At 71.3% G+C, this 22,654-nt stretch carries 19 protein-coding genes; 10 read left to right on the forward strand and 9 right to left on the reverse strand.

The window, feature by feature from the left end:
* Positions 1-153 precede the first annotated feature (153 nt).
* Together OG709_RS14860 and OG709_RS14865 are read left to right on the forward strand one after the other, a co-directional pair.
* Positions 154-564 carry a hypothetical protein gene (locus OG709_RS14860; protein ID WP_250301286.1) on the forward strand — a complete coding sequence of 137 codons (411 nt, stop codon included), beginning with the start codon at positions 154-156 and terminating at the stop codon, positions 562-564.
* 10 nt (positions 565-574) lie between these two features.
* On the forward strand, positions 575-775 hold the full coding sequence (locus tag OG709_RS14865) for a hypothetical protein (protein WP_250301285.1): 201 nt from the start codon (positions 575-577) through the stop codon (positions 773-775).
* Positions 776-1,070: 295 nt separating this feature from the next.
* On the opposite strand, the gene OG709_RS14870 is transcribed toward OG709_RS14865, so the two are convergent.
* The 6 genes from OG709_RS14870 to OG709_RS14895 all read right to left on the reverse strand — a co-directional run bounded on the left by OG709_RS14870 (position 1,071) and on the right by OG709_RS14895 (position 9,006).
* Entirely contained in the window at positions 1,071-2,528 is a 1,458-nt protein-coding gene (locus OG709_RS14870) for an aldehyde dehydrogenase family protein (protein WP_329166470.1), read from the reverse strand.
* Between the two features lie 11 nt (positions 2,529-2,539).
* Positions 2,540-4,279, reverse strand: a complete 1,740-nt coding sequence (locus OG709_RS14875; protein ID WP_250301283.1) for an N-acyl-D-amino-acid deacylase family protein — start codon at positions 4,277-4,279, stop codon at positions 2,540-2,542.
* A 388-nt stretch (positions 4,280-4,667) separates the two neighbouring features.
* Entirely contained in the window at positions 4,668-5,795 is a 1,128-nt protein-coding gene (locus OG709_RS14880) for an LLM class flavin-dependent oxidoreductase (RefSeq protein WP_250301282.1), read from the reverse strand.
* 151 nt (positions 5,796-5,946) lie between these two features.
* Positions 5,947-6,729: an SDR family NAD(P)-dependent oxidoreductase gene (locus OG709_RS14885; RefSeq protein ID WP_326694661.1), complete on the reverse strand. Its 783-nt coding sequence runs from the start codon at positions 6,727-6,729 to the stop codon at positions 5,947-5,949.
* 29 nt (positions 6,730-6,758) lie between these two features.
* The gene (locus tag OG709_RS14890; protein WP_250301280.1) at positions 6,759-7,706 is read right to left on the reverse strand and encodes an LLM class F420-dependent oxidoreductase; all 948 of its coding nucleotides are present in this window, start codon (positions 7,704-7,706) and stop codon (positions 6,759-6,761) included.
* Between the two features lie 79 nt (positions 7,707-7,785).
* Positions 7,786-9,006 carry an amidohydrolase family protein gene (locus tag OG709_RS14895; protein ID WP_250301279.1) on the reverse strand — a complete coding sequence of 407 codons (1,221 nt, stop codon included), beginning with the start codon at positions 9,004-9,006 and terminating at the stop codon, positions 7,786-7,788.
* A gap of 225 nt (positions 9,007-9,231) precedes the next feature.
* Between OG709_RS14895 and OG709_RS14900 the strand changes: the two genes are divergently transcribed.
* The 3 genes from OG709_RS14900 to OG709_RS14910 all read left to right on the forward strand — a co-directional run bounded on the left by OG709_RS14900 (position 9,232) and on the right by OG709_RS14910 (position 13,038).
* The gene (locus OG709_RS14900) at positions 9,232-12,183 is read left to right on the forward strand and encodes an AfsR/SARP family transcriptional regulator (protein ID WP_329166475.1); all 2,952 of its coding nucleotides are present in this window, start codon (positions 9,232-9,234) and stop codon (positions 12,181-12,183) included.
* Positions 12,184-12,517: 334 nt separating this feature from the next.
* Entirely contained in the window at positions 12,518-12,682 is a 165-nt protein-coding gene (locus tag OG709_RS14905; RefSeq protein WP_266642479.1) for a hypothetical protein, read from the forward strand.
* A gap of 161 nt (positions 12,683-12,843) precedes the next feature.
* Positions 12,844-13,038: a hypothetical protein gene (locus tag OG709_RS14910; RefSeq protein ID WP_250301276.1), complete on the forward strand. Its 195-nt coding sequence runs from the start codon at positions 12,844-12,846 to the stop codon at positions 13,036-13,038.
* Positions 13,039-13,227: 189 nt separating this feature from the next.
* Here OG709_RS14910 and OG709_RS14915 read toward each other — a convergent pair whose 3' ends face one another.
* Positions 13,228-14,832, reverse strand: a complete 1,605-nt coding sequence (locus OG709_RS14915) for a FadD3 family acyl-CoA ligase (RefSeq protein ID WP_326694660.1) — start codon at positions 14,830-14,832, stop codon at positions 13,228-13,230.
* Between the two features lie 93 nt (positions 14,833-14,925).
* On the opposite strand from OG709_RS14915, the gene OG709_RS14920 reads away from it, so the two are divergent.
* The 3 genes from OG709_RS14920 (at position 14,926) to OG709_RS14930 (ending at position 17,404) form a co-directional block, all read left to right on the forward strand.
* On the forward strand, positions 14,926-16,080 hold the full coding sequence (locus tag OG709_RS14920; RefSeq protein WP_250301274.1) for a lipid-transfer protein: 1,155 nt from the start codon (positions 14,926-14,928) through the stop codon (positions 16,078-16,080).
* Between the two features lie 7 nt (positions 16,081-16,087).
* Positions 16,088-16,513 carry a Zn-ribbon domain-containing OB-fold protein gene (locus tag OG709_RS14925; RefSeq protein ID WP_250301273.1) on the forward strand — a complete coding sequence of 142 codons (426 nt, stop codon included), beginning with the start codon at positions 16,088-16,090 and terminating at the stop codon, positions 16,511-16,513.
* Between the two features lie 78 nt (positions 16,514-16,591).
* Positions 16,592-17,404, forward strand: a complete 813-nt coding sequence (locus tag OG709_RS14930) for an enoyl-CoA hydratase/isomerase family protein (protein ID WP_329166479.1) — start codon at positions 16,592-16,594, stop codon at positions 17,402-17,404.
* Between the two features lie 23 nt (positions 17,405-17,427).
* On the opposite strand, the gene OG709_RS14935 is transcribed toward OG709_RS14930, so the two are convergent.
* Positions 17,428-17,967, reverse strand: coding sequence for a hypothetical protein (locus OG709_RS14935; protein WP_329166481.1), 540 nt, complete (start codon positions 17,965-17,967; stop codon positions 17,428-17,430).
* A 220-nt stretch (positions 17,968-18,187) separates the two neighbouring features.
* Here OG709_RS14935 and OG709_RS14940 point away from each other — a divergent pair, with 220 nt between their 5' ends.
* Positions 18,188-18,967: a hypothetical protein gene (locus tag OG709_RS14940; protein WP_329166482.1), complete on the forward strand. Its 780-nt coding sequence runs from the start codon at positions 18,188-18,190 to the stop codon at positions 18,965-18,967.
* 29 nt (positions 18,968-18,996) lie between these two features.
* On the opposite strand, the gene OG709_RS14945 is transcribed toward OG709_RS14940, so the two are convergent.
* Entirely contained in the window at positions 18,997-21,387 is a 2,391-nt protein-coding gene (locus OG709_RS14945) for an outer membrane protein assembly factor BamB family protein (RefSeq protein WP_266642472.1), read from the reverse strand.
* Positions 21,388-21,913: 526 nt separating this feature from the next.
* Here OG709_RS14945 and OG709_RS14950 point away from each other — a divergent pair.
* The gene (locus tag OG709_RS14950; protein WP_250301268.1) at positions 21,914-22,561 is read left to right on the forward strand and encodes a TetR family transcriptional regulator; all 648 of its coding nucleotides are present in this window, start codon (positions 21,914-21,916) and stop codon (positions 22,559-22,561) included.
* Positions 22,562-22,654 lie beyond the last annotated feature (93 nt).

Below are 22,654 nucleotides of genomic sequence, written 5' to 3' on the forward strand. Positions count from 1 at the left end.
CAGAATTCTGCTGATGGCATTCAAGATTAGCGGTTCTGCTGCCACGCTGGAGTCAGTCGATCACGTACCGCATCGATCGGTGCGCGGAACGAGCAGATCGACGCCTCGCACCCCACCCGCTCCCCACCGGGGGAGCAGAACGAGGAACGCGCGATGACCACCGCGACGAACAAGGACCACCGCTCCGAGCAGGCCGACTCCGCCGACGGCCACCCCTGTCCCCGCCCCGGTCCCCACCCCGGTGCCGTCGACATCGCGGAGATCAGCGCCGCCATCGCGGACGCCCTGTCCATCCGGCTGTCCCCGCCCGACCGGCAGGCCGTTCACGCCACGACGCTGCGCCTGAGACGCGCGCTCCACCTCTTCATGAGCGAAGACCTGGGCTACGAGACCGACCCGGCCGCCCTGGAGATGTACCGCGCGGGCCGGCGCCTGCTGGACCTGACCGGCCGGTCGGCGGACGGCACGCCGTACTCCGCGCTGTACTCCGCCCTGTACGAGATGAGCGAACTCGCCCGCCTCGCGAAGCGATTCATCCGTCTCTACCGAGAACGTCATCCGTAGGAGGCCGACGATGACCGACCAGCCGGACCTGCCGCAACCCCTGCCGGTACGAAGCCCGGGGGCCGCACTGGACCGCATGCGCAAACGCGGACTCCGCATCCCGGCCCGCGGCGACCGCCGCCCCCGGCCCGAGCCCCCTGCGGTGCTCGCCGCGGCGCGGTCCTCCGAGGCGCGGTCCTACGGGGGAGCCGTCGGGGAGGAGAACGCCTGAGGGGGGAACGCCTGGGGGGGGAACGCCCAAGGGGGCAACGCGGCAGACCAGTCAGCAGGCCATGTCGGACACCGGTATCTCGATGGATAGCCCGACCGGCCCGGCCGTCTCACCGCCGCGCGGAAGCAGGCGGGCCTTCGGGAACGACGGATGGCACGGACCGGAAGCCCGTGCCATCCTGTGCCGTGCCGTCCCGGCCCGTGCCGTGCCGTGCCGTCCCGGCCCGTGCCGTCCCTTCGGTGCGGGAGACCCGTCCGCCCTGGTGAACTCCGGAAGTCAGCGCACCGGAAAGGTCCTATCCCGGCCAGACGATCGACTGCGTCTCGCTGTACGCGTGCAGCGCGTACGAGCCCACGTCCCGGCCCACCCCGCTCTGCTTGAACCCGCCGAACGGCGCCTCCATGTTGCGGCCGATGGTGTTCACGCCCACCCCGCCCGCCCGCAGCTGCCGCGCCACCCGGAACGCCTTCGCCACGTCGCCCGACCAGACGTAGTCGAGCAGGCCGTACTCGCTGTCGTTGGCCAGGGCGATGCCCTCCTCCTCGTCGTCGAAGGGGACGACCACGACGACCGGGCCGAAGATCTCCTCGCGTACCACCCGCATGTCGTTCGTGCAGTCGGCGAGCAGCGTGGGCGTGACGTAGAAGCCCTTGTCGAAGGCGGGGCGTTCGCCGCCCGCGACGACGGTCGCGCCTTCCTTGCGGCCGAGTTCGACGTACGACTCGATGCGGTCGCGGTGCGCCGCCGAGATGACCGGGCCGACGACCGTGCCCCGTACCGTCGGGTCGCCGACCTTCAAGTAGCCCATGTACGCGGCCAGTTGGGTGACCAGCTGGTCGTAGATGCCGCGCTGGGCCAGGACGCGGGTGGGGGCCGTGCAGATCTGGCCGCTGTAGAAGGCGAACGTCGTGCCGATCCCGGCGACCGCCGAGTCGAGGTCCGCGTCGTCGAAGACCACGGCCGCGCCCTTGCCGCCGAGCTCCATCAGCTGCCGTTTCATGCCCCGGCCGCAGACCTCCGCGATGCTCCGGCCGACGCCGGTGGAGCCGGTGAAGCTGACCATGTCGACGTCCGGGGAGTCGACGGCCGCCTCGCCCACCTCCGTACGGGTCCCGCTGACCACGTTCACCACCCCGCGCGGCACACCGGCCTCGGCCAGCGCCTCCGCCATGCGGTAGACGGAGAGCGGGTCCTGCGGGGCGGGTTTCACGACCACCGTGTTGCCCATGGCGAGCGCGGGTGCGATCTTGCCCGCCGGGTTGGCCCAGGGGTTGTTGTACGAGGTGATGCAGGTGACGACCCCGACCGGCTGGCGCACGGCGAGCGCGCCGAAGACGCCTGCCTTGCCCATCGGCCCGGCTTCGTTGATCTGCGGGGGCAGCCCGGTCTCGACCGGTTCCAGGGCGCCCTTCGCGTACCGCCGGAAGCGGGACACGCCCACCCCGACCTGCATCCCGCGCGCGGTGCCGGTGGTGGCGCCGCTCTCCGCCTGGGCGAGTTCCGCGTACGGCAGGAACTCCCGCTGCATGATGCCGGCGGCCCGGTCGAGGATCGCCGCCCGCTCCTCCGGCTTCGTACGCGACCAGCCGGCGAAGGCCGCTCGGGCGGCTGCCGCCGCCGCGTACACCTGCTCGCGGCTGGCCTCCGGCGCCGGGCCCACGCTCTCCTCGGTCGCCGGGTTGATCACGTCGTAGTGGCCGCGGTCGGGTGCGACCCACTCGCCGTCGATGAACAGACCTTGTTCCGCACTCACTTGTTCCGCACTCACTTGGTGGCCACCGTCCTGGTGTCGCGGCCGGAGCGGAGCACCGTGCCCGGTACCGCGCCGGTGATCTCGTCGTCCCTGATGGTCTCGACCCCGTTGACCCGTACCGACACGATGCCGATGGCCCGCGAGTCGAGGCGGGGGCTGTCGCCGGGCAGGTCGTGCACGAGCGTCGCGGGCCCCGCCGCTATCCGTTCCGGGTCGAAGAGCACCAGGTCCGCGTGGAAGCCCTCCTCGATCCGGCCCCGCTCACGCAGCCCGAACAGCTGCGCCGGGTCGTCCGTCAGCATCTTCACCGCCGCTTCGAGGCCGACGAGCTTCCGGCCGCGCAGGCAGTCCCCGAGGAAACGGGTGGTGTACGGGGCGCCGCACATCCGGTCCAGGTGCGCGCCCGCGTCCGAACCGCCGAGCATGACGTCCTCGTGTTCCCAGGTCCGCTGCCGCAGCGCCCAGGAGTCCGGGTCGTTGTCGGTGGGCATCGGCCAGAGGACCGTGCGCAGCTGGTCGTTGGCGCAGATCTCGACGAGGCAGTGGAACGGCTCCTGGCCGCGCTCGGCGGCGATGTCGTTCACCACCCGGCCGCTGAGTCCTTCGTTGGCGTCGGAGTAGGTGTCGCCGATGACGTACCGCCCGAAGTTGGCGAGCCGCCGGAAGACCCCGGCCTCCTTGCTGTCCGCGCGGCGCAGCATCTCCGCCCGTACGTCGGGGTCGCGCAGCTTCGCGATCCGCTCGGGCACCGGCAGCGACAGGATGTCGCCCCAGCCGGGGATCAGGTTCAGCGCGCAGAAGGTGCCCAGCGACATGTTCATCGGGGTGAGGATCGGCATGGTCAGCGCGACGATCCGGCCGCCCGCGGCGCGCGCCCGTTCGCTGGCGCCGAGCTGGCGCGGTACGCGGTCGGGTTCGGCGGCGTCGATCGTCAGCACGTTCCAGTTGAGCGGCCGGCCCGCGGCTGCGCTCATCTCCACGAAGAGATCGATCTCCGCGTCGCTGAACTGGTCGAGGCACCCGGAGACGATCGCCTCGATCTGGGTGCCCTCGTGCTCCCCGACCGCCTTCGACAGGGCGAGCAGTTCGGCGGGCCCGGCGTGCCGGGAGGCGACGGGCTTGCCGTCACCGTCGGAGTGGGTGGAGGACTGCGTGGTGGAGAACCCCCAGGCGCCCGCGTCCATCGCCTCGTGGAAGATCCGCAGCATCTCGGCCAGTTGCTCCCCGGTGGGCTGCCCGCCGATCGCGTCGGGGCCCATGACGTGCCTGCGCAGGGCGCAGTGTCCCACCATGAAACCGGCGTTGACCGCGGTACGGCCGTCCAGGGCGTCCAGGTACTCGGCGAACGTCGACCAGTTCCAGGGCGCGCCCTCTTCCAGCGCGACCAGCGACATGCCCTCGACCTTGGACATCATGCGGCGCGTGTAGTCGGCGTCGTCGGGCCGGTCCGGGTTGAGCGGGGCGAGGGTGAAGCCGCAGTTGCCGCCGGCGACGGTGGTCACGCCGTGGTTCATGGACGGGGTGGCGTACGGGTCCCAGAACAGCTGGGCGTCGTAGTGCGTGTGCGGGTCGACGAAACCCGGGGCGAGGACGAGGCCGGTGGCGTCCTCGGTGGTGGTGGCGGGCTCGGGGACGGTGCCGGGTTCGGCGATGACGGCGATACGGCCGTCCCGGATGCCGAGGTCGGCGACGTACGAGGGGGCGCCGGTGCCGTCCACGACGGTTGCGTTGCGGATGAGGTGGTCGAGCATGGGGGTGGGTCCCTTCTGTACGGGTGGGGTGGGCGGGGCGGGGTGCGACCTGGGGTGGCGGTCGGGCCCCTTGTCCTCAGGCGCCGGACGGGCTGGATGTGGCCTGGCGCGTCCGGCGGGTGGTTTTCGTCCTCAAGCGCCGGACGGGCTGGGAGTGGGCCCGACGTGCGCCGGCCTCTGGCAGTAACTTCCGGCGGGCGACGGAGCATGCGCAACCACATCGAGCCCGGCCGGCGATTGGGGCCACACCCCGGCCGGGCAGGCCAGGCCCCCGTCACCGCACATGGCTCCGGCCGGGCCGTACGGGCAGGCCGCGCACCCCGTACGCCCCGGCCGGAACCGGACAGCACCCCTCCGGGATGAGGTCGCCGTCCGACATGGGACCCGCTCAGGCCCCCGCCGCCTGGCGGAAGCGGGTCGTCCGGTGCACCGGATCCGTGTCGATCTGCGGGATCACGTGCTCACCGATCAGCTTGATCGAGTTGAGCGTGTCCTCGGGCGAGATGCCGATCGGCAGCCCGAACGACAGCTGGTCCGCCCCCGCCTGCTCCCACCGCTTGCACTGCTGGAGCACCTCGCCGGGATCGCCGCAGATCATCAGCTCCTCGGCGATCAGCAGCTCGATGATCTCCGCGCTGTACTCCGGCAGGAGTTCCGGCCACTCCGGAATGCCCTCCGGCCTCGGGAAGGTGTCGTGGTAGCGGAACAGCAGCGACTGCAGGTAGTTCAGCCCGCCGTTGACGGCGATCTCCACCGCCTTGTCGTGCGTCTCGGCGCAGATCGCGGTCGAGGTCACCATGACGTTGTCGTTGACGAAGTCGCCGACCGCCTTGGCCTCCTTCACCGCGTTCTTGTAGGACTCGACGACCCACTCCATGTCCGAGACCTTCTGGACGCTGAACCCCAGTACGCCGAGGCCCTTCCGGCCCGCCATGGCGTACGAGGCGGGCGACCCGGCGGCGTACCACATGGCCGGGTGCGACTTCCCGTACGGCTTGGGCAGGACCTTGCGCGGCGGCAGGGACCAGTGCTTGCCCTGGAAGCCGGTGTACTCGTCCTGGAGCCACATCTTGGGGAACTCGGCGATCGTCTCTTCCCAGATCTCCTTGGTGTGGTTCATGTCGGTGATACCCGGCATGAACCCCAGGATCTCGTGGCTCCCGGCGCCGCGCCCCGAGCCGAACTCGAAGCGGCCCCGCGACAGGTGGTCCATCATGGCCACCTTCTCGGCGACCTTGACGGGGTGGTTGACGGGTGCCAGCGGATTGAAGATGCCCGATCCGAGGTGGATGCGGTCCGTGGCGTGTGCGAGGTACCCGAGGTACACGTCACTGGCGGAGATGTGCGAGTACTCCTCCAGGAAGTGGTGCTCGGAGACCCAGGCGTACTTGAAGTTGGACTTGTCCGCCTGGATGACGTACTCGGTCTCCTCGATGAGCGCCTTGTGCTCGGCCTCGGGATCGGCCTGGGCGCGCTTCTTCGGTACGTATCCCTGTACAAAGAGCCCGAATTCCAAAGGGGTTCACCGTCCCTAGGTCTCTGTCCCACTGTTCTGGGACTCGTCCGGCGCATCCAGCTTGATCTGACACACCGTCAGTTTGCGATGGAGTCGACTGTGGCACCGTGCGCATGGGCCGTCAATAGCTGACGGTCAGTCAGAAAGTGAGTCAGAAGATGCTCACGCCGGCCAGCCAGCCGCCGTCGATGACGAACGGCTGCCCGGTGATGTACGAGGAGTCCTCGCCGGACAGGAAGAGCGCCAGCTTGGCGACCTCGTCCGGCTTGCCCACCCGCCCAAGCGGCACCAGCTTCTTGTACAGCTCGTCGAGGGCCGCCGAGGACTCGGCGGGGTCCGCGGTGGGGTCGAGCTGCGCCGGGTTGCTCATGGGGGTGTCGATGGCCCCCGGGCACATCGCGTTGACCCGGATCCCCTTCGCGGCCAGTTCCATCGCCGCCACCCGGGTCAGCCCGACGATGGCGGCCTTGGTCGCGGCGTACGAACCCACGAAGGCCATGCCGGTCAGCGCCGTGTACGAGGCGGTGTTGACGATGGTCCCGCCGCCCGCCGCCTCGATCTCGGGGGCGATGGTGCGTATCCCGAGGAACGCGCCGACCTGGTTGACCTGCACCACCTGCTGGAACTCGTCCAGCGGCGTCGACACCAGCTCGTTGAAGCGCAGGATGCCCGCGTTGTTGACCAGCCCGTCGACCTTGCCGAAGGCCGCCTTGCCCGCTGCGGCGGCGGCCGTCCAGTCCGCCTCCTGCGTCACGTCGAGGTGGACGTAGACGGCGGCCTCCCCCAACTCCTTGGCCAGCGCCGATCCCTGCTCGTCCAGTACGTCGCCGAGGAGGACCTTCGCCCCCTCGGCGACGAACAGCCGTGCCTCCTGCTCGCCCTGCCCGCGCGCCGCGCCGGTGATGACGACGACCCGCCCGTCGAGCTTGCCCATACCGCTCTCCCTGCCTGGACCTGCCGGTCCTACTCGTTGAGGTGCGGAGCCACGTCGGCGGCGAACGCCGCCATCTGATCGGTCAGTTCGGTGCGGCTCCGGCTGCGGAACCGCACCTGGATCTGGTCGACGCCCATCGCCGCGTACGCGCGCAGCGACTCGGCGAGGGCGTCGGCCTTGCCGGTGAGCGTCCGGCGGCCGGTCGGCCAGCCGGGCTCCCCCACGTACAGCGGCTCGGTGATGGCCCCGATCTCGATCGGTCCGCTCACCCCGGCCGCCTCCCGGAGCGCCTTCACCCGGGCGATCTGTTCGGGCAGCCTGCTGCGCGGATCGCCCTGCGGCAGCCAGCCGTCGCCGCGTTCGGCCGCCCTGCGCACCGCGGCGGGCGAGGACCCGCCGACCCAGAGCGGCACCTGCCGCTGGGCGGGCCTGGGCATTTGCCCGAGCCCTTCGAAGTCGTACCGCTCCCCGTGGTGTTCGGGGTACTCCTCGGGGCCGAGCGCCGCCCGCAGCGCGTCGATGGTCTCGTTGAGCACCGCCCCGCGCCCGGGGAAGTCGGCGCCGACGGCGTCGAACTCCTCGGGCACGTGCCCGGCCCCCACCCCGAGGATCAGCCGGCCCCCGCTGAGGTGGTCGAGGGTCGCGTACTGCTTGGCGGACAGCAGCGGGTGCCGTAGCCCGGCCACGGCGACATGGCTCATCAGCCGGACCCGCTCGGTGACCCCGGCCAGGAAGCCGAGGGTGGCGACCGGGTCGTACCAGACGGTGCCCATCGCGTCCGCGAGCCGCCGCGGGATGGCGACGTGGTCGCAGGACGCGATGTACGCGAATCCGCTGCGGTCGGCGGTCCTGGCGATCTCGACGAGGTCACCGGGGGTGGCCGCCGCCTCCCAGTCCTCCGCGTAGATGCTGCTCTGCGACTGCACGGGCAACTGCATCCCGTACACCAGCCGCCCTTCGGGAAAGACCCGTGTCATGGGAGCCCTCTCAGTAAGCGACCGGTGCTCGGCGACCGGTCGGTGCGACGCGGACACGGCGGGACACTGCGGACACGTCCTACGCCCCGGGCCAGAGCCCGTCCGGGGTGAGGCCGAGCAGGTCGATCGCGTTGCCGCGGACGATGCGGTCCACCACGTCGGGCGCGAGGTGCCCCATCTGCGCCTCGCCGACCTCCCTGGACTTCGGCCAGGTCGAGTCGGAGTGCGGGTAGTCCGTCTCGTACAGCACGTTCCCCACCCCGATCGAGTCGAGGTTCTTCAGGCCGAACGCGTCGTCGAAGAAGCAGCCGTAGACGTGCTCGGTGAACAGCTCGGACGGCGGCCGGTGCACCTTGTCCGCCACCCCGCCCCAGCCGCGGTTCTCCTCCCAGACCACGTCGGCGCGCTCCAGGATGTACGGGATCCAGCCGATCTGCCCCTCGGCGTACATGATCTTCAGGTTCGGGAAGCGCTCGAACTTGCCGCTCATCAGCCAGTCGACCATCGAGTAGCAGCAGTTGGCGAAGGTGATCGTCGAACCCACCGCGGGCGGGGCGTCCGCCGAGGTCGAGGGCATCTTCGACGAGGAGCCGATGTGCATCCCGATGACCGTGCCCGTCTCGTCGCACGCGGCGAGGAAGGGGTCCCAGTCGTCCGAGTGGATGGACGGCAGTCCCAGGTGCGGGGGTATCTCGGAGAACGCCACCGCGCGCACCCCGCGTGCGGCGTTGCGCCTGACCTCGGCCGCCGCGAGCTCCGCGTCCCACAGCGGGACGATCGGCAGCGGGATGAGGCGGCCGTGCGCCTCGGGGCCGCACCACTCCTCGACCATCCAGTCGTTGTAGGCGCGTACACCGAGGAGCCCCAGCTCCCGGTCCTTCGCCTCGGTGAAGGTCTGGCCGCAGAAGCGCGGGAAGGTCGGGAAGCAGAGGGCGGACTGGACGTGGTTGACGTCCATGTCGGCGAGGCGGTCGGGCACCGAGAAGGAGCCGGGCCGCATCTGTTCGTAGGTGATGACTTCGAGTTTGATGTCGTCCCTGTCGTAGCCGACCGCCGTGTCCAGGCGGGTCAGCGGCCGGTGCAGGTCCTCGTACACCCACCAGTCGCCGATCGGCCCGTCGTCGCCCTTGGCACCCATGACCGGGGCGAACTTTCCGCCCATGAAGGTCATTTCCTTCAAAGGTGCGCGAACGATACGCGGGCCGACGTCCCGGTACTTCGACGGGAGCCGGTCCTGCCAGACATGGGGAGGTTCCACCGTGTGGTCGTCCACCGAGATGATCTTCGGGAAGGTCTCCATGTCCTCCACCGTAGCGCCGATCTGACGAACCGTCAGCTCTCTGTACCGTGGTCGTCCCGCCGTCGTACCGTCGTACGTCGGCGAAGAGCTCGGCGAGGAGCTTGGCGAAGAGCTTGTGGAGAGGGACCACCCAGAGCTGACGCAGTCGCCATGAACAAGGCAAACTGGCCTGTGCCATACGAGCGGTACGGGCAGCAGGGCATGCGGCAGGAGGCAGAGGCAGCTATGGACCGTGACAGCGGGCCGCGCGTACCGGAGCAGCGGACACCGCGGCAGACCCCGGACCAGGGGCTCTGCTTCAGCGTGCTCGGACCGGTACGCGCCTGGCGGAACGGCGAGGCGCTGCCGCCGGGTTCCCCGCAGCAGCGCGCGCTGCTGGCCGCACTGCTGACACGGGACGGCCGCACGGCCACCGCGGGCGAGCTGATCGACGCGATCTGGGGCGACGACCCGCCCTCGCAGGCGCTGGCCGCGGTACGGACGTACGCCTCCCGGCTGCGCAAGATCCTCGATCCGGGGGTCCTGGTCAGCGAGTCGGGCGGGTACGCGATCCGGATCCGGGCCGAGGCCGTCGACCTCAACCGGGCCCAGCAGCTGGCCGTGAGCGCCGAGAAGGCCACCGCGTCCGGTGACCGCGCGGCGGCCCGCGCCCTGATCGACGAGGCCCTCGAACTGTGGGACGGCGAGCCGCTGGCGAACGTGCCGGGGCCGTACGCCGAGACCCAGCGCGCCCGCCTGGAGGAGTGGCGGCTCCAGCTCACCGAGTCGCGGCTGGACATGGACCTGGAGGTCGGCGCCCACGCGGAGGCGGTCTCCGAGCTGACGGCCCTGACCGCGGCCCACCCGCTGCGCGAACGCCTGCGGGAGCTCCTCATGCTGGCGCTGTACCGCAGCGGGCGGCAGGCGGAGGCGCTGGCCGTGTACGCCGACACGCGCCGGCTGCTCGCCGACGAACTGGGCGTCGACCCGAGACCGGAGCTGGCCAGGCTCCAGCAGCGCATCCTGCAGGCCGACGCGGAGCTGGCCCGCCCCGCCGAGGAACCCGAACCCGCCGCGCCCACCGCCGCGCGCCCGGCACAGCTCCCGGCCACCGTCCCGGACTTCACCGGCCGGGCCTCCTTCGTCAAGGAGCTGAGCGAACGGCTCGCCACCGACGAGGGATCCGTGATGGCCGTGTCGGCGCTGGCGGGCATCGGCGGCGTGGGCAAGACCACGCTCGCCGTGCACGTGGCGCACGCGGCCCGGCCGTACTTCCCGGACGGCCAGCTGTACGTCGACCTCCAGGGCGCGGGGGCACGGGCCGCCGAACCGGAGACCGTACTCGGCTCGTTCCTGCGCGCCCTCGGTACGCAGGACTCCGCCATCCCGGACTCCCTCGACGAACGCGCCGCGCTCTACCGCACCGCGCTCGACGGCCGCCGGGTGCTGGTCCTGCTCGACAACGCCCGGGACGCGGCCCAGATCCGCCCGCTGCTGCCCGGTACGACGGGCTCGGCGGCACTGGTCACCAGCCGCGCCCGGATGGTCGACCTGGCGGGCGCGCACCTGATCGACCTGGACGTGATGTCGCCCGAGGAGGCGCTCCAGCTCTTCACGAAGATCGTCGGCGAGGAGCGGGTCACCAGCGAACGCCAGGCGTCCCTGGACGTGGTGGCCGCCTGCGGCTTCCTGCCGCTGGCCATCCGCATCGCGGCCTCCCGCCTGGCCGCCCGCCGCACCTGGACGGTCTCGGTGCTGGCCGCGAAGCTCGCCGACGAGCGGCGCAGGCTGGACGAGCTCCAGGCGGGCGACCTCGCGGTGAAGGCGACGTTCGAGCTGGGCTACGGCCAGCTGGAGCCGCAGCAGGCCCGCGCGTTCCGCCTGCTGGGCCTGGCCGACGGCCCGGACATCTCGCTGGCGGCTGCCGCCTCCGTACTGAACATGCCGGCCAGGGAGGCCGAGGACCTGCTGGAGTCGCTGGTCGACACCTCACTGCTGGAGTCGGCGGCGCCCGGCCGGTACCGCTACCACGACCTCGTACGGCTCTACGCGCGTGCGTGCGCCGAGCGCGACGAACACCCGCCGGTGGAGCGGGAGCTGGCGCTGTCGCGGCTGCTGGACTTCTATCTGGCGACGGCGGCGCGGGTGTACGCGATCGAGCGGCCCGGCGACCGGCTGGTGGACCACCTGGAGCCGACGACGTACCAGGGCCTGGTCTTCACGCACCGGCACGACGCGCAGGACTGGCTGTACTCGGAGGCGATGTCGCTGCTGGCCTGCGTACGCCAGTCGACGCGGCCGGGCACGCTGCGGCGGGCGGTGGACCTGCTCTGGGCCTCGCTGGACCTGGCCGAGTCGGGGGCCAACTCGAAGGAGTACAGCTACGCCGCCACCCTGCTGCGGGACGCGGCGCGCGCCGGACGGGACGAACACGCCGAGGGACGGGCGGCCATCACCCTGACCTATGTGCACCATGTCGCGGGGCGGTTCGAGCAGGCCGGTCAGGAGGCGCAGGAGGCGGACCGGCTCGCCCTGCGGACCGCGGACCGGCTGTCCGCGTGCTGGGCGGCCAACCTGCTGGGCATCATGGCGTTCTACCAGGGCCACTTCGACACCGGGACGGAGCATCTCACCCGGGCCCTCGAAGGGTTCCGCGACTGCGGGGACATGGCGGGCGAGGCCAGCGCGCTGTGCAATCTGTCGCGGCTGCGCCTCGTCACCGGAGACGTCACCGACGCGGTGTTGCTCTCCCGTCAGGGCACGGAGATGTACGACCGCATGGGACACGCGCTCAAGGGGGCCAACGGCCGCTACGCGCTGGGGCTCGCGCTGACCCAGAGCGGTCAGCTCACCGCCGCCGCGGACCAGCTGAAGGAGGCCTTGGACGTGTTCCGTGACAGCCGCCAGCGCCTGTGGGAGGGGATGGCTCTCTTCCGGCTGGCCGAGGTCGACATCGCGGCGGGCCGCCCGGCCCAGGCGGCGGCCGGGGCGGAGATGGCGCTGACCGTGCTGCGCGGCATCGGTGGCCAGTGGCGGCGCGGGAACGTACTCACCGCGCTGGGCCGCGCGCTGACCGGCATAGGGCAGTCCGACCGCGCGCGGGTCTGCTGGCTGGAGGCGCTGACCATCTACGAGGAGCTGAAGTCACCGGAGGCGGACGGGGTACGCGCCCTGCTGACGCCCGCCGCGGCGGCCTGAGGCCCGTCGTCGGCGGTGGCCCGAGGCCCGTCAGCGGCGGCCCGAAGCCCGTCGTCGGTGGCCTGACGCGTCGTCGGCGGCCTGGCGCCCAGGGGCCCCGCTGTACGGCCGGAGGCGGAACGCCGTTGCCGTTCATCGTTTGTTTATCGCGGTCCGACATACTTCATTCCATCGACGACCCGCCGCAACGGGGGGTACACGGGTCGTCAGAACAGGTCCCACACCCGCGGACCAGGGTGACGGATCTGTGGAAGGTCCGTCCGGCAGCGCTCGGGGGAGCAGCCGGACGGACCTCGATATCCATCCCGCGCATACTTTCAGGGAGTTGAGCACCATGGCCGCAGAGCCGAAGACTGATGCGCCCACCGATCCGGACAACGCACACATCACGGACAAGCCGACTGTCGCGCCTGCCAACGCGCACATCACGGACAAGCCGACTGCTGCGAAGACCACGGTGAAGCCCGCCAACGCGCACATCACCGACAAGACCGCGTGAGCTGAGATCGAGTCCGCGAACCGGGACCGGGTTCGCGTGAGCCGAGACCATCACGACGGGGCACGGGGGAACCGGGGGAACAGTGGCTGTGGTGGCCCGGAGGGGGAGCCACCACGGCCACTGCCGCATGTCCGCACCCACCCGTAAAGAAAAGAGCTGCCATGACCCTGACGAAGAAGCTGTTCACCACCGCCGCCTTAGTGGTCGCCACAGCCGCGGTGTCCGCGGCGCCGGCCCTGGCCAACGCCCATGCGACGGCCCCCGGCCCGGACACCGTCCGCGTCCGGACCGGCCCCACCGTGGGCCCGGACAACGGCCACATCACTTCGGTCCCGCTGGAGTCCCGCGCCGGGTGACGAACCCGTCGGCCGTGGGACCGGCACGCGCTGCCGGTCCCACGGCTCCGGACGGACCGCACCGGCCCCGGACGGACCGCACCGGTACCCGCGGGCCGCGGGCCGCGGGCCGCGGGCCGCGGGCCGCGGAGCTTCTTCTTCAGGCCGTCGGTCAGTGATCGTCAGACCCAGGGCGGGGCCCGCGGCCCGTCACTCCGCGCGCAGCCCCTGCCCCCGTCCCCGCAGCACCGTCTTCAGCACCTTCCCGCTCGCGTTCCGCGGCAGTTCCGCGACGAACTCGACCGCCCGGGGCACCTTGTAGTTCGCCATCTCGCGCCGCGCCCAGGCGATCAGGTCGTCCGAGGTGAGCGTCGAGCCAGGGCGCCGTACCGCGTACGCCTTGCCGACCTCGCCCAGCCGGCCGTCCGGTACGCCGATCACTGCGACGTCGGCCACGTCCGGGTGCAGGCCGAGCAGTTGCTCTATCTCCGCCGGGTACGCGTTGAAGCCGCCGACGATGAACATGTCCTTGATCCGGTCGGTGATCCGCAGATTGCCCGCCGCGTCCAGTACCCCCACGTCGCCCGTCCGCAGCCAGCCGTCCTCCGTGAAGGCCTCCGCCGTCTCCTCGGGTGCCTCGAAGTACCCCTGCATGACGTGGAATCCGCGTACCTGCACCTCGCCGGGCCCGTCCGGGTCGGCGGACACCACGCGCACCTCCGTGTCCGGGATCGCCCGCCCCGAGGTCGAGGCGATCACCTCCGCCTCGTCGCCCCGGCGGCACATCGTCACGATGCCGCTCGCCTCGGAGAGGCCGTACGCGGTCAGCACCGTCGAGATGTGCAGCTCCCCACGCAGCCGCTCGACGAGCCGCAGCGGCACCACCGCGGCTCCCGTCACCACCAGCCGCAGCGCGCTGAGGTCGTGCTGGTCGCGGGCCGGGTGGTCGAGGAGCGACTGGTGGAGGGTGGGCGGTCCCGGCAGCACCGAGATGCGTTCGGCCGCGATGTTGGCGAGCGCCGTGTCCACGTTGAAGACCGGCTGCGGGACCATCGTGGCGCCCCGCATCAGACAGGCGATGACGCCCGCCTTGTAGCCGAAGGTGTGGAAGAAGGGGTTGACGATGAGGTAGCGGTCGCCTTCGCGCAGACCGGCGAGATCGCACCAGATGCCGTAGCCGCGCAGGGTCTGGGCGTGGGTGATCACCGCGCCCTTGGGGCGGCCCGTGGTGCCCGAGGTGAAGATGATGTCGGAGGGGTCGTCGGTGGCTACCGCGTCCGCCCGTTCCCGTACGGCTGCCGCCGGGATGTGTTCGCCGCCGGCCAGGAAGTCCTTCCAGGTCCGGAAGGTGTCGGGGGCGTCGTCCGCCAGGACCACCACCTCCTCCAGATGCGGGAGTGAGGGCAGCGGGCCGGTTCCCGGGCCCTTCGCCGTGGCCCGCCGCAGGGACGCCACGTACGAGGTGCCGAGGAAGGTGCCGGTGACGAAGAGCATCCGCGCGCGGCTCTGCTCCAGTACGTACGCCGCCTCCGCGCCCTTGAAGCGCGTGTTCAGCGGAACGAGCACCGCGCCCGCCGTCACCGCGCCCAGCGCCGAGACGATCCAGTCGACGGTGTTCGGCGCCCAGACCGCCACCCGGTCGCCCGCGCGGACCCCCGACGCCATGCACGCCGCCGCCGCCCGCTCGACCCGTTCGCCGAGTTCCGTGTACGAAATCCGGGTACGGCCGTCGACGACGGCCTCCCGGTCCCCGTACCGTTCGGCAGCGGACCGCACCAGCGCCGGAATGCTGCCCCACTCCAAGTCCCCGCGCATCGCATGCCTCCCAGAACCCAGTAGCTGACTATCCGTCAGATTAGCTGTAGCCTTCCCCGCTGTCAGCAGTCAGGACGTCCCCGGAGGTGGCCGATGGCAGTGGCGACGCTCAAAGACGCAACAGCGATAGTCGGGGTCGGTCAGACCCCCTTCGCCAAACAACTCCCCGAATCCGAGAAGACGTTGGCCTGCCGGGCGATCCTCGCCGCGCTGGACGACGCCGGGATCGCACCGTCCGAGGTGGACGCGTTCTCCTCGTACACCATGGAGGAGACCGACGAGGTCGAGGTCGCCAAGGCCGTCGGCGCCGGTGACGTGACCTTCTTCTCCAAGATCGGTTACGGCGGCGGCGGATCCTGCGCCACCGTCGCGCACCTCGCGGCGGCCGTCGCGACCGGGCAGGCGACCGTCGGGGTCGCCTGGCGCTCCCGCAAACGCGGCAGCGGTCCGCGCCCCTGGAAGAACACGGCCGTCCAACTCCCCACCCCGGCCCAGTGGACCCGCCCGTTCGGCCTGCTGCGGCCCGCCGACGAGATCGGGATGCTGGCCCGCCGCTACATGCACGAGTACGGCGCCACCCGCGACCATCTCTTCAACGTCGCCCTGGCCTGCCGCAACCGCGCCAACCAGAACCCCGCGGCGATGATGTACGAACGCCCGATGACCCGCGACATGTATATGACCTCGCGCTGGATCAGCGAACCGCTCTGCCTCTTCGACAACTGCCTGGAGACGGACGGCGCGCTGGCCTGCGTGATCGTCTCCGCCGAACGGGCCCGCGACTGCCGGCAGAAGCCGGTGTACGTGCACTCCGCCGCCCAGGGCCTGCCCGCCCAGCACCACGGCATGGTCAACTACTGGAACGACGACCCGCTCACCGGCCCTGCCTGGACCGCCGCCCGGCACCTGTGGAAGCAGGCGGACTTCGGCCCCGAAGACGTGGATGTCGCACAGATCTACGACGCCTTCACGCCCCTCATCCCGCTCTCCCTGGAGGGCTACGGCTTCTGCGGGCGCGGCGAGGGCGGCGCGTTCACCGAGGGCGGCGCCCTGGAGATCGGCGGGCGGCTGCCGCTCAACACCGGCGGCGGCGGACTCAGCGAGGCGTACGTCCACGGCTTCAACCTCATCAACGAAGGCGTCAAGCAACTGCGCGGCAACTCCACCGCCCAGGTCCCCGACGCCGCCACCTGCCTGGTCACGGCGGGTGAAGGAGTCCCCACCTCCGCACTGCTCCTGAGGAGTTGAGACAGAGATGCTCCAGCCAGTCCCCGACGACGACGGCGCCCCCTTCTGGGAGTACACCGCACAGCACGAGCTCCGCGTCCAGTGCTGCGCCGACTGCGACACCCCGCGCTTCCCGCCCCGCCCCTGCTGCCCGCACTGCCAGTCCTTCGACAGCGAGTGGCGCCTGATGAGCGGACGCGGCCGTATCTGGTCGTACGTACTCCCCCATCCGCCGCTGCTCCCCGACTACGCCGCGATGGCCCCGTACAACGCGGTCCTGGTGGAACTCGCCGACGCCCCGCAGATCCGCCTCGTCGGCAACGTCGTGGCCGACGCCGACGCCCCGCTGAACTCCGTGGACCCGGCGCGGCTGCGCATCGGGGCGCGGGTGCAGGTGGCGTTCACCGAGGTGGACGGCATGACCCTGCCGCGCTGGCTGCTGGAGCGGTCATGAGCGGCGCGACGGTGCCGGACCGACGGCGGGAGCGGTCATGAGCGGCGCGACGGTGCCGCACCGGCGACAGGAGCGGTCATGAGCCTGCGCGTGGAGCGGGACACCGGGACCGGCGTCGCGGTCGTCACCATCGACCGGCCGGACCGGCTGAACGCCATCGACCTGACCACGGCGGTGGAACTCTCCACGGTCTGGCGGGAGTTGCGCTTCGACGACTCGATACGTGCGGCCGTCGTCACCGGCGCGGGCACCCGGGCCTTCTGCACGGGGATCGACCGCTCGGTGTCGGTGGCGCAGCCGCCGTCCCCGTACTCCATCGACGACCCGATGATCGCCATCGGCCCGAAGGCCAACGACCTGTGGAAGCCGGTGATCGCCGCGGTGCGCGGGATGGCCTGCGGCGGGGCGTTCTACCTGCTGGGCGAGGCGGAGTTCGTCATCGCGGGCGAAACGGCGACGTTCTTCGACCCGCACACGACGTACGGGATGGTCAGCGCGTACGAGACCATCTACCTCGCCCAGCGGATGCCGTTCGGGGAGGTCGCCCGGATGGCACTGATGGGCACGGCGGAACGCATCTCGGCCCGGCGGGCGTACGAGACGGGCCTGGTCAGCGAACTCACGTCGGACGGCGATGAGTTGGCTGCAGCGGTCACCTGCGCGACGACGATCGCCTCGTACCCCACGGATGCGGTCCAGGGAACGGTACGGGCGGTATGGGCCGCGAAGGAGAGCGCCCGCGCCCAGGCCCTGGCACAGGCCCCCCACCTGGTGGCCCTCGGCAACCTCCCGGCCGACCGGCAGGCGGAGCTGTTCGGGGCGCGGAAGGGGAAGGGCGGGGAGAAAGCCTCGGGGAAGGGGGGCGGGAAGCCCGAGTTCAGGGTGCGGTGAGGCGGCCCCAGTACCGGTACTAGCTAGTACTGGTACTGGAACGACACCGAGTCGACCCGGCAGTGGTCGACCGACGTGACCTCGGACGCCACGTTCATCGGCACCTTCACGGTCGCTGTCGCGCCTCTGCTGCCGGACAGATCGACGTCCGCCATGCCGGTGTCGACCACGGAACCGTTCGCCCCCAGGAAGCTCATGTCCACGCGGTAGGTGCGCTTCCCGCTTCCCGAGGTGGCGGACACCCGGACGGTGGCCGAGGTCGTGCCCGGCCGTACGCAGGTGACGACCGTGCCGGTGGCCGACGGAGTGGTCGTGGGCTTCGCCGCGTGGGTGGGCGTGGAGTCGTCACTGTTGCGGTTCGACGAGCTGTAGTCGTTGTTGTGGGTCTTGTGGCTGGAGCAGCCACCCCCGCTGGAACTGTGGCTGGAGCCGTGACCGTAGCTGTGACTGTGGCTGGAACCGTGGCTGGAGCCGTGGCTGGAGCCGTGGCCTCGTGAGAAGCCGGTCAATGAGAGGACCACGCCCACCAGGACGGCCCCGAACTTCAAACGTCGCACGATCATGTTGTCTCCCCCGGATTCGGGCGTCACCGTAACAGGCGTCCGGGGCCGGAATTCGCGGGCGGGAGGGCGCAGATGCCGGTGCGGGGGCTCCGTCACCGAATTGATGTCCGGCGCCTACGGAATCTCCGTATGTGGAGCGCAACCGGGCGGGTGTTCCCTGGTGGCGTCGCCCACACCCCCGGCGTAGCGTCGGAACCGAGACCCGGCGAGGAGACCGTAGATGATCCGCAACGTCACCGGCTCCCTCGTCGCTCTCGTCGGAGCGGCGGCCGCCGTATACAGCCCCTTCCGTAACTGGTACGACGGCCGCCACGGCAGTGCGTACCGGATCCAGGACCTGTTCGACGGGATCACCGCGACCAGACCGGACTGGGGCGGATCCATCCTGATCCCGTTCGCGTTCGCCGCGCTGGTCACCGTGATCGGCATCCTGCTGCGCACCCGTTGGCTGGTCGCGCTCGCCGGGGTGATCACCATCGGCTTCACCGTGCTGTGGATGGTCCGGGTCGGTATGGCGCAGCACACCCTGGCGATCAGTTCGGACGGTACGGGCCTGGGGATCGGCGTCGCGTACGCGCTGGCGGGCGGGGTGTTGATGCTGCTGGGCTCGGCGTTGATGAGCGGACGGCGGAGTGCGGCTCGGCAGCAGGCCGGGCCGGATGCGGGGTACGCGCCTCCGCCGCCCCCGCCGCCCCCGTACCAGGACGCTCCGTACGGGGCTTCCCCGTACGAGCCCGGTCCGTACGAGTCCGCCCCGCAGCCGGGACCGGGGCCGCGGACGGAGCCGCCGCCGTACCAGCCGTACGAGCCGTACGAGCCGGGGACGGAGCACGACACCGTGTCGTTCAGTTCGGCCGATCTGCCGGCGGAGCTCACGGCCCCGGACGGCGCCCCGGAAGGGACTCCTGAAGGCGCTCCGGAATCGGCGCCGGGGAGCTCGGGGGCGCGGGCGGACGACCAGCCTGGCGGGGCGACGCGGGCGCGGCGGCCCGGGGAGTAGACGAGTCCCCCGGGAGCCGGACCCCGGGGTCAGCTGCGCCCCGTGCCCGTTCCCTTCACCGCGTCCAGCGCGTACACGCACCGGTCCTTGCTGCACGCGTAGACGACGCCCGCGCGGACCACCGGCGACCCGGTGATCTCACCGCCCGTCGCGAGCTTCCAGCGCAGCTGTCCGCCGACCGCGTCCAGGGTGTAGAGGCAGTGGTCCGCCGAGCCGAAGTGCAGACGGCCGTCGGCCACCACCGGTGCGCCGACCACCTCGCCGCCCGCCGCGAACCGCCACTTCGGCGTGCCCGTCACGGCGTCCAGCGTGTAGAGCGCGCTGCCGCTGCCGACATGGACGTTGCCCTGGGTGACCAGGACCGGGTGGAGCGACTGCCGGGACTCCGTCGCGATGCGCCAGCGGTCCTTGCCGGTCGTGGCGTCGAGCGCGTACACCGTGCCGAGGTAGTCGGCGAGGTAGACGCCGCCCCCGGCCACCGCGGGTCCCGGGGCGAAGGCCGGGGCGGAGAGGAACACCGCGGGGGCCTCGAAGTGCCAGCGGACGAGGCCCGAGACGCGGTCGATGGACAGGACGCGGGTGCCCGCCGCGATGTACACGCAGCCGTCGTCGGCGGACGTCACGCGGACGGGCACGCCCCCGCACGAGGCCGCGTCGCCGACCGGGTACGACCAGCGCTCGGTGCCCGTACGGGGGTCGAGCGCGAAGAGCCTGGCGTCCTTCCAGACGTACACCGTGTCGTCGTGGATCGCGGGCCCGGACTCCGGTGTCTCGAAGTCGGTCTGGGCGCCGGTCAGTTCCCACAACTTCTCGCCGTTGGACGCCTCCCACGCCTGGACACCGCCACCGCGCGTACCGGTGAGGACCGTGCCCCGGACGGCCTGGAGCGAGTACACCCAGGCGTCCGTCGACACCCGCCAGCGGTCGGAGCCGTCGGTGCCGTCCAGTGCGTACAGCGTCGGCCCGTCGGAGGCGTGGATCCGGCCGGCGGACACGGCCATCGCCCAGGCCACGTCCCGGGTCTTGAACTGGCGCCGCCCGCTGCCCACGTCCAGGGCGTGCACCTCGAAGGAGGTGACGTACAGCAGGTCGCCCTCGACGGCCGGGGTCCCCCACACGTCGTTCGACATCCGGAACCGCCACGGGCGCCAGCGCACGGGGTCCTCGGGGGCGCGCTGCGGCGGCGGTACGGGCGCCGGGGGCGCCCCTTCCGCGCCGGTCTGACCGGTGGGGGGCCGTACCCAGCCGGTCGCGGGTCCGGCCTGCAGGCCGGCGTGCGCGCGGGCCTCCGAGACGCGCGGCCCGGGGCCGATCGGCACCTGCGCGCCGGGCAGCCGTACCGGTCCGTCCCGCCAGTCGGACTGCGGATGCCCCGGAGGAGCCTGCGGCTGCTGGTGCTGGGGCTGCTGATGTTGCGGCTGGTGCTGCGGCTGCGGGCCGGCATCGGGCCTGCGGCGGGGCGGCGGCGGGTCGTACGTCGGCCTCGGCGGCGGGGACGGCTGTGCGGGCCTCGGCGGCGCGGGCGGCCGTCCGCCGCGCCGGGTCTCGATCATCGCGGTGGCCCGCTCGGGGAGCCACGCGGACGCGGTCCCGCTGTCGTCACCGCCCGAGGAGAACAGGTGCGGGGCCAGCTGCGCCTGCAGGTCCTCCGGGCTCGGCCGCTGCCTGAAGTCCTGCTGCATGCACGCCTCGATGAGCGGCCTCAGCTCCTCCGGCAGCCCCTCCAGGTTGGGACCTTCGCGCAGCAGCATGAAGACCGTCTCGACCGGGTTCCCCCCGTGGAACGGCGCGTGCCCGGTGGCCGCGAACACCAGCGTCGACCCCAGCGAGAACACATCGCTCGCGCCCTTCACGTTGCGCGAGTCCTTGGCCTGCTCGGGCGACATGTACGCGGGCGTGCCCACCGCGACATTGGTCATGGTCAGCCGGGTGTTGGAGACGCCGGACGCGATCCCGAAGTCGATGACGCGCGGCCCGTCCTCCACCACCAGGACGTTGGACGGCTTCAGGTCCCGGTGCACCAGGCCCGCGCCGTGGATCGACTGGAGCGCCTCGGCGATCCCGGCCGCCAGCCAGCGCACCGCCTGGGCGGGCATCGGCCCGCACTCGTTCACTATTTCTTCGAGGGAGGGCGCCGGTACGTACGCGGTGGCCAGCCACGGCACCGCGGCCCGTGCGTCGGCGTCCACGACGGCCGCCGTGTAGAAGCCGCTGACGGCCCTGGCGGCCTCCACCTCGCGCGAGAAGCGGACGCGGAACAGCTGGTCCTCGGCGAGCTCGGTCCGTACGGTCTTGATCGCCACCCGGCGGCCCGACGCGGAACGCGCCAGATAGACGAGGCCCATACCACCGGCGCCGAGCCGCCCGAGCACCTCGAACGGGCCGATCCGCCTCGGATCGTGCTGCGTCAGCTGCTCCATCACGCGCTTGCCACCTCCCCGTACGGCCCCGACGGAAGGGGTCCGCGACATACAGCTGAGTTCAGCGTCTCACCACTGGGCACCACCTGGCGGTGCGCACCCCGATTGTTCCTGGCTGGGGCGGTGGTGGCGAACCCGGGGGCGGATCGGGGTGTCCTACCGCGATCCGGACACGACGCGGCGTACGCCGGGGCCGACAGGCGGCGCACCGGCCCGTACCGGACGCCCTCACGCGCCGAACGGGGCCGAGCAGCGCCGAACAGGCCCGGAACCCCGGGTACGGTGACCCCCGTCACACCATCGCCACACAGCTTCTACCGGTTACCCACAGCCATCACATTCGAACATTTGCCCCATTACCCGGACATCGCCCCCTCGGAAAACCACCCCTCGCAAAGTTGTCCACTGAAGTTGTCCACAGGCTGTTGATAACAATGCCGCTCTCACGAGCCGCCCCAATACCAGCCCGAACCCCATTTGCAGTCGGCCGAATCGCGCTCCGATCACCCCTCGGTAAGCTGACGGCATGACAGGACAAGTACGCACCGTCGACGGCCGCGTGGCCGGACGACGAGGCCAGGCGACGCGGCAGAAGCTGCTCGACTGCCTCAGCGAGATGCTCAGCTCCTCGCCGTACCGGGACGTCAAAGTCATCGACGTGGCCCGGAAGGCGGGGACTTCGCCCGCGACCTTCTACCAGTACTTCCCCGACGTCGAGGGCGCGGTCCTGGAGATCGCGGAGGAAATGGCCAAGGAGGGCGCCGGGTTGACCGAGCTGGTCTCCGGCCGTTCCTGGGTCGGCAAGGCCGGGTGGCAGACCGCCGAAGAACTCGTCGAGGGATTCCTCGACTTCTGGCGGCGCCACGACGCGATCCTCCGGGTCGTGGACCTCGGTGCGGCGGAGGGCGACAAGCGGTTCTACAAGATCCGCATGAAGATCCTGAACTCCGTCACCAACTCCCTCACCGACTCGGTCAAGGAGCTCCAGGCCAAGGGCAAGGTCGACAAGGACGTCAGCCCGGCCGCGATGGCGGGCTCCCTGGTCGCGATGCTCGCCGCGGTGGCCGCGCACCAGAAGGGGTTCCAGACCTGGGGCGTCAAACAGGCCGAACTCCGCCCGAACCTCGCCATGTTGGTCCATCTGGGCATCACGGGCAAGAAGCCGACCAAGTAACGGCCTCGGGACGGCACCACGTCCTTCGTCCTGTCGCGCCGACGGCGGACCACCGAGGTGGTCCGCCGTCGGTGTTCCTGCCGGGAGACACCG

Source organism: Streptomyces sp. NBC_01267 (assembly GCF_036241575.1).
Classification (GTDB): domain Bacteria; phylum Actinomycetota; class Actinomycetes; order Streptomycetales; family Streptomycetaceae; genus Streptomyces.

What these genes read in the sequence shown, in the direction of transcription:
- OG709_RS14860 (WP_250301286.1), top strand. Translation starts at nt 154, where the DNA reads ATGACCACCGCGACGAACAAGGACCACCGCTCCGAGCAGGCCGACTCC.
- OG709_RS14865 (WP_250301285.1), top strand. Translation starts at nt 575, where the DNA reads ATGACCGACCAGCCGGACCTGCCGCAACCCCTGCCGGTACGAAGCCCG.
- OG709_RS14875 (WP_250301283.1), bottom strand. Translation starts at nt 4,279, where the DNA reads ATGCTCGACCACCTCATCCGCAACGCAACCGTCGTGGACGGCACCGGC.
- OG709_RS14885 (WP_326694661.1), bottom strand. Translation starts at nt 6,729, where the DNA reads ATGGGCAAGCTCGACGGGCGGGTCGTCGTCATCACCGGCGCGGCGCGC.
- OG709_RS14890 (WP_250301280.1), bottom strand. Translation starts at nt 7,706, where the DNA reads ATGACACGGGTCTTTCCCGAAGGGCGGCTGGTGTACGGGATGCAGTTG.
- OG709_RS14895 (WP_250301279.1), bottom strand. Translation starts at nt 9,006, where the DNA reads ATGGAGACCTTCCCGAAGATCATCTCGGTGGACGACCACACGGTGGAA.
- OG709_RS14900 (WP_329166475.1), top strand. Translation starts at nt 9,232, where the DNA reads ATGGACCGTGACAGCGGGCCGCGCGTACCGGAGCAGCGGACACCGCGG.
- OG709_RS14905 (WP_266642479.1), top strand. Translation starts at nt 12,518, where the DNA reads ATGGCCGCAGAGCCGAAGACTGATGCGCCCACCGATCCGGACAACGCA.
- OG709_RS14910 (WP_250301276.1), top strand. Translation starts at nt 12,844, where the DNA reads ATGACCCTGACGAAGAAGCTGTTCACCACCGCCGCCTTAGTGGTCGCC.
- OG709_RS14915 (WP_326694660.1), bottom strand. Translation starts at nt 14,832, where the DNA reads ATGCGCGGGGACTTGGAGTGGGGCAGCATTCCGGCGCTGGTGCGGTCC.
- OG709_RS14920 (WP_250301274.1), top strand. Translation starts at nt 14,926, where the DNA reads ATGGCAGTGGCGACGCTCAAAGACGCAACAGCGATAGTCGGGGTCGGT.
- OG709_RS14925 (WP_250301273.1), top strand. Translation starts at nt 16,088, where the DNA reads ATGCTCCAGCCAGTCCCCGACGACGACGGCGCCCCCTTCTGGGAGTAC.
- OG709_RS14930 (WP_329166479.1), top strand. Translation starts at nt 16,592, where the DNA reads ATGAGCCTGCGCGTGGAGCGGGACACCGGGACCGGCGTCGCGGTCGTC.
- OG709_RS14935 (WP_329166481.1), bottom strand. Translation starts at nt 17,967, where the DNA reads ATGATCGTGCGACGTTTGAAGTTCGGGGCCGTCCTGGTGGGCGTGGTC.
- OG709_RS14940 (WP_329166482.1), top strand. Translation starts at nt 18,188, where the DNA reads ATGATCCGCAACGTCACCGGCTCCCTCGTCGCTCTCGTCGGAGCGGCG.
- OG709_RS14945 (WP_266642472.1), bottom strand. Translation starts at nt 21,387, where the DNA reads ATGGAGCAGCTGACGCAGCACGATCCGAGGCGGATCGGCCCGTTCGAG.
- OG709_RS14950 (WP_250301268.1), top strand. Translation starts at nt 21,914, where the DNA reads ATGACAGGACAAGTACGCACCGTCGACGGCCGCGTGGCCGGACGACGA.